This is a genomic window from Comamonas sp. GCA5 (assembly GCF_036541385.1).
GTDB classification, from domain to species: domain Bacteria; phylum Pseudomonadota; class Gammaproteobacteria; order Burkholderiales; family Burkholderiaceae_C; genus Comamonas; species Comamonas aquatica.
This window is the reverse complement of record NZ_JAZHFR010000144.1, coordinates 1-4,205: the sequence shown is the minus strand read 5'-3', so window position 1 is coordinate 4,205 and position 4,205 is coordinate 1. Positions and strand designations below refer to the sequence as shown.

3 protein-coding genes and 1 pseudogene are annotated in these 4,205 nt (G+C 67.5%); 3 read left to right on the top strand and 1 reads right to left on the bottom strand.

The genetic code is table 11. From position 1 onward, the window contains the following. Positions 1-443 (top strand): thioredoxin family protein (locus SJH88_RS18575; protein ID WP_274755326.1); only part of this gene is annotated, 443 nt, incomplete at its 5' end. Between the two features lie 399 nt (positions 444-842). Here SJH88_RS18575 and gltS read toward each other — a convergent pair. After that, positions 843-2,069, bottom strand: coding sequence for a sodium/glutamate symporter (gltS, locus tag SJH88_RS18570; protein ID WP_274755325.1), 1,227 nt, complete (start codon positions 2,067-2,069; stop codon positions 843-845). A 229-nt stretch (positions 2,070-2,298) separates the two neighbouring features. On the opposite strand from gltS, the gene hemE reads away from it, so the two are divergent. Next, positions 2,299-3,432, top strand: a complete 1,134-nt coding sequence (gene hemE / locus SJH88_RS18565; RefSeq protein ID WP_274755324.1) for a uroporphyrinogen decarboxylase — start codon at positions 2,299-2,301, stop codon at positions 3,430-3,432. Positions 3,433-3,829: 397 nt separating this feature from the next. After that, positions 3,830-4,205 (top strand): annotated as a pseudogene (locus tag SJH88_RS18560) (primosomal protein N' family DNA-binding protein); the annotation flags it as partial.

The following is a 4,205-nucleotide window of genomic DNA, read 5'->3' as shown; positions in this document are numbered from 1 at the left end:
CGGTGCTGGCCCTGCTGGTGCTGGCGCTGGCCGGGTGGCTGGCCCACAGCCTGGGGCGCAACCTGCTGGAGCCCGCCCCGGTGGCCACGGCCACCTCGGCGCATGACACCTGGCAGCCCTGGTCGCCCGATGCCCAGGCGGCGCTGCTGGCCGCCGGCCGCCCCGTGTTCGTGGACTACACCGCCGCCTGGTGCGTGACCTGCCAGGTCAACAAGCGCACCACCCTGGCCGATGCCGAGGTGCTGGCCGACTTCGCGCGCCGCAACGTGGCCCTGCTGCGCGCCGACTGGACGCGGCGCGACCCGGCCATCACCCAGGCCCTGGCCGCCCTGGGCCGCAACGGCGTGCCGGTCTACGTGCTGCTGGCCCCCGGCCAGCCCCCGGTGGTGCTGACCGAGCTGCTGTCGCGCCAGGAAGTGCACGCGGCCCTGGCGCAGTTGTAAAAACCAGAGCGGCTGGCGCTCGCCTGGTCTGCATTTCAGATCAAAAACCATCTGAAACAGCCTATGGACGCGCGCCAGGCGCTCTTTTTTCAGATGACCATAAAAAAACCGCTGCCGGTCCCCAGGGGCGCGGCAGCGGTTCGGTGTTGGCGTGGACCAAGGTTCGGTTGCTTGTGAAGGGGATCAACCAGCCTTCACCCAAAATTCTTCATCAGCCCACGAACGCTATTGTGCAAGTGGCAGATGACAGGCAGATGACGCATCCAGCCCCCTGGTTGCTGGAGCACCAGGCAGGGCATGCCGCAGCGGCTGACCACCGCACCGATGCCGCGTGGACCACGGCGATGGTCCCCACGACCTGCCCCCTGGCGTGCGCCGGCACAGGCCCTGCGCCCCCGCTCAGATCAGCAGCTGGATGATGAGCGCGTTGACGATGTCGACAAAGAAGCCGCACACCAGCGGCACGATGATGAAGGCCCGGTGCGCCGCGCCATGGCTGCGCGTGACGGCCGTCATGTTTGCCACGGCCGTCGCGGTGGAGCCCAGGGCGATGCCGCCAAAGCCTGCGGTGATCACCGCCGCCTCGTAGTCGCGGCCCATGCAGCGGAACACCAGCCACAGCGCGAACAGCACGGTCATGCCGATCTGCAGCGCCAGCACGGTCAGCACAAAGCCCATCACACCCTGCAGCGCCCACAGCTGCAGGCCCATCAGCGCCATGGTCAGGAACATGCCCAGGCAGATGTCCGAAATCATGGCCAGGCCCTGGCGCATGCTGTGCCAGTGGAACTGGCCCAGCTTGCGGCGCTTGCGCGACAGCATCCACTGCCCCAGGGTGTTGCGCAGCACGATGCCGCCGATCAGGCAGCCGACGAACATCGGCAGCTGCAGCCCGGCCTCGTGGAACAGCGGGGTGATCACGCCGCCCAGCATCAGCGCCATGTTCAGCCACAGCCAGGCGCGCAGCACGCCGTAGTAGTCCAGCGTGACGGTGAGCTGCTGGTTGGGCACGCCCACATCCAGCGGGCGCGCGCCGCTGCCGTGCACGGCGTGGCGGCGCATCAGGTAGCTGGCAATCGGGCCGCCGATGGTGCAGGCCGCAATCATGCCCACCATGTTGCTGGCCATGCCCATCTCGACCGCATTCGCGATCCCCAGGCGCTCGACGAAGATCGGCCCCCAGGCCAGCGTGGTGCCCACGCCACCGGTCAGGGAGATGGAGCCGGTCATCAGCCCGGCGCGCGCATCCAGCCCGAACAGCTGCGCCACCCCCATGCCCAGCAGGTTCTGCAGCACGATGAACAGCGTGGCCAGCGCCAGCAGGATCAACAGCGGCTTGCCGCCCTCCTTCAGGGTGCGCAGATCCGAGCGCAGGCCGATGGCCGCGAAGAAGTACAGCAGCAGGGTGTCGCGCACATTCAGGTCGAACTCGATGCGCGTACCCAGCAGCGCATACGCCAGGCCCACCACGCAGGCGCACAGAAAACCGCCAACCACCGGCTCCGGCACGCTGTAGCGGCGCACCACGCCCCAGTGTGTGGCGATCTTCTGTCCGGCAAAGAACAGCAGGATGGCCAGGGTGAAGCTCTGGAAGGCGGGGATGTGCAGGGTCTCGGGCAGGGTCACGGCGGGTCAGTGGGCAGCAAGATGTAACAAAGCCGGCGATTGTGCATGAAGCGGGCGGATGCACTCCCCCAGGTCTTGCGCTGTGTCAGTACACCTGCAGCTTGCGTCCAGTACTGCGCGGCGGGCACAGGGCGGCCCGGAGGCATCCGCTACACTGCCCGCTCCCCAGAACCGTCTGTCAGCCCGGGTCCCGTGCCCAGGCTGCGGTCCTTTCTCCGTGCGAGCGCCCATGTCTTTTGCCCCCCTTCTGAACGACACCTTCCTGCGCGCCTGCCGTCGCCAGGCCACCGACTACACCCCGCTGTGGCTGATGCGCCAGGCCGGGCGCTACCTGCCCGAGTACAAGGCCACGCGCGCCCAGGCCGGCAGCTTCATGGGCCTGGCCACCAACGTGGACTACGCCACCGAAGTCACGCTGCAGCCGCTGGAACGCTTCCCGCTGGATGCGGCCATCCTGTTCAGCGACATCCTGACCGTGCCCGATGCCATGGGCCTGGGCCTGTCGTTCGCCGAAGGTGAAGGCCCGCGCTTTGCCAAGGTGGTGCGCGACGAGGCCGCCGTGGCCGAACTGGCCGTGCCCGACATGGACAAGCTGCGCTACGTGTTCGACGCCGTGACCAGCATCCGCAAGGCCTTGAACGGCCGCGTGCCGCTGATCGGCTTCTCGGGCAGCCCCTGGACCCTGGCCTGCTACATGGTCGAGGGCAAGGGCAGCGACGACTACCGCCTGGTCAAGAGCCTGATGTACGCGCGCCCCGACCTGATGCACCGCATCCTGGCCGTCAACGCCGACAGCGTGGCCGCCTACCTGAACGCCCAGATCGACGCGGGCGCCCAGGCCGTGATGATTTTCGACAGCTGGGGCGGCGTGCTGGCCGACGGCGCATTCCAGGAATTCAGCCTGGCCTACACCAAGCGCGTGCTGGCCCAGCTCCAGCGCACCGGCGTGGACGGCACGGACGTGCCGCGCATCGTCTTCACCAAGGGCGGTGGCATCTGGCTGCCCGACATGAAGGACATCGACTGCGAAGTGCTGGGCCTGGACTGGACTGCCAACCTGGGCAAGGCCCGCGCCATCGTCGGCGGCGCAGTCGGTGGCCCCGGCAAGGCGCTGCAGGGCAACATCGACCCGAACGTGCTGTTCGCCCCGCCCGAGCAGGTCGCCGCCCAGGCGCGCGCCGTGCTGGACAGCTTTGGCCGTCCGCACACCGACACCACGACGAACGGTCCCACCCACATCTTCAACCTGGGGCATGGCATCAGCCAATTCACCCCGCCGGAGCATGTGGCCGCCCTGGTCGAGGCCGTGCACAGCCACTCGCGCCAGCTGCGCCAGAGTGCCGCAGCCACGCCACAGCACTGAGCACCCACTCACATGCAGTTTGTAGGTTTTTGGCTTACAGACTGCATGGCAGACCGGGGCGTGGAGGGGCGCCCGTTTGCAGCCAAAAAACAACAACTCCGCCCAAGCAGCGGGCATCCCCCTGAGATTTACACGCACTTGACATGTGCACGGCCTTCGACTTATGCACAACTTGGTGCATGCAGCCACCGGCCTTGCTTGCCCCCAAGGCTATAGCAAAAAATCACGCCTTATCGTAGCAAGCCATTGTTTTAAAACACAAAAGCTCGTCACAACTTTGTCATGCCCGATTTTTTTCCCGCGCATGCCTTTCGGGCGACGCCAGCTGTGGTAAACAATCCCCACAAAGTTATCCACAGAAACGTCCCGTGCTTCGGGACTTCCTTCTCCGACACGCATGTCTGACCCGGCTCCTACACCGCATGTAGTGCATGTGGCGGTCCACACCCCCATGCACAGCACGGTGGGCGGGCCTTTGAGCTACACCCACCCCAGCCCCCTGCCCCCCGGCACCCTGGTGCGCGTGCGCCTGGGCACGCGCCCGCTGCTGGGGGTGGTCTGGGAGGCGCCCCAGGACGCCGAGCCGGTGCCGGCGCACGTGCAGCTGCGCGCCCTGGACGCCGTGCTGCCCCTGCCCCCGCTGGATGCCAGCTGGCTGCGCCTGGTGGCCTTTGCCGCCCGCTATTACCAACGCAGCCTGGGCGAGATCGCCATGGCCCGGCCTGCCCCCCGCGCTGCGCAGCGCCACGCCCGAGCAGCTGGCCAAGCGCCTG

Bases quoted from the DNA above. Each gene is read 5' to 3' on its own strand.
- hemE (WP_274755324.1), top strand. From the start codon at position 2,299: ATGTCTTTTGCCCCCCTTCTGAACGACACCTTCCTGCGCGCCTGCCGT.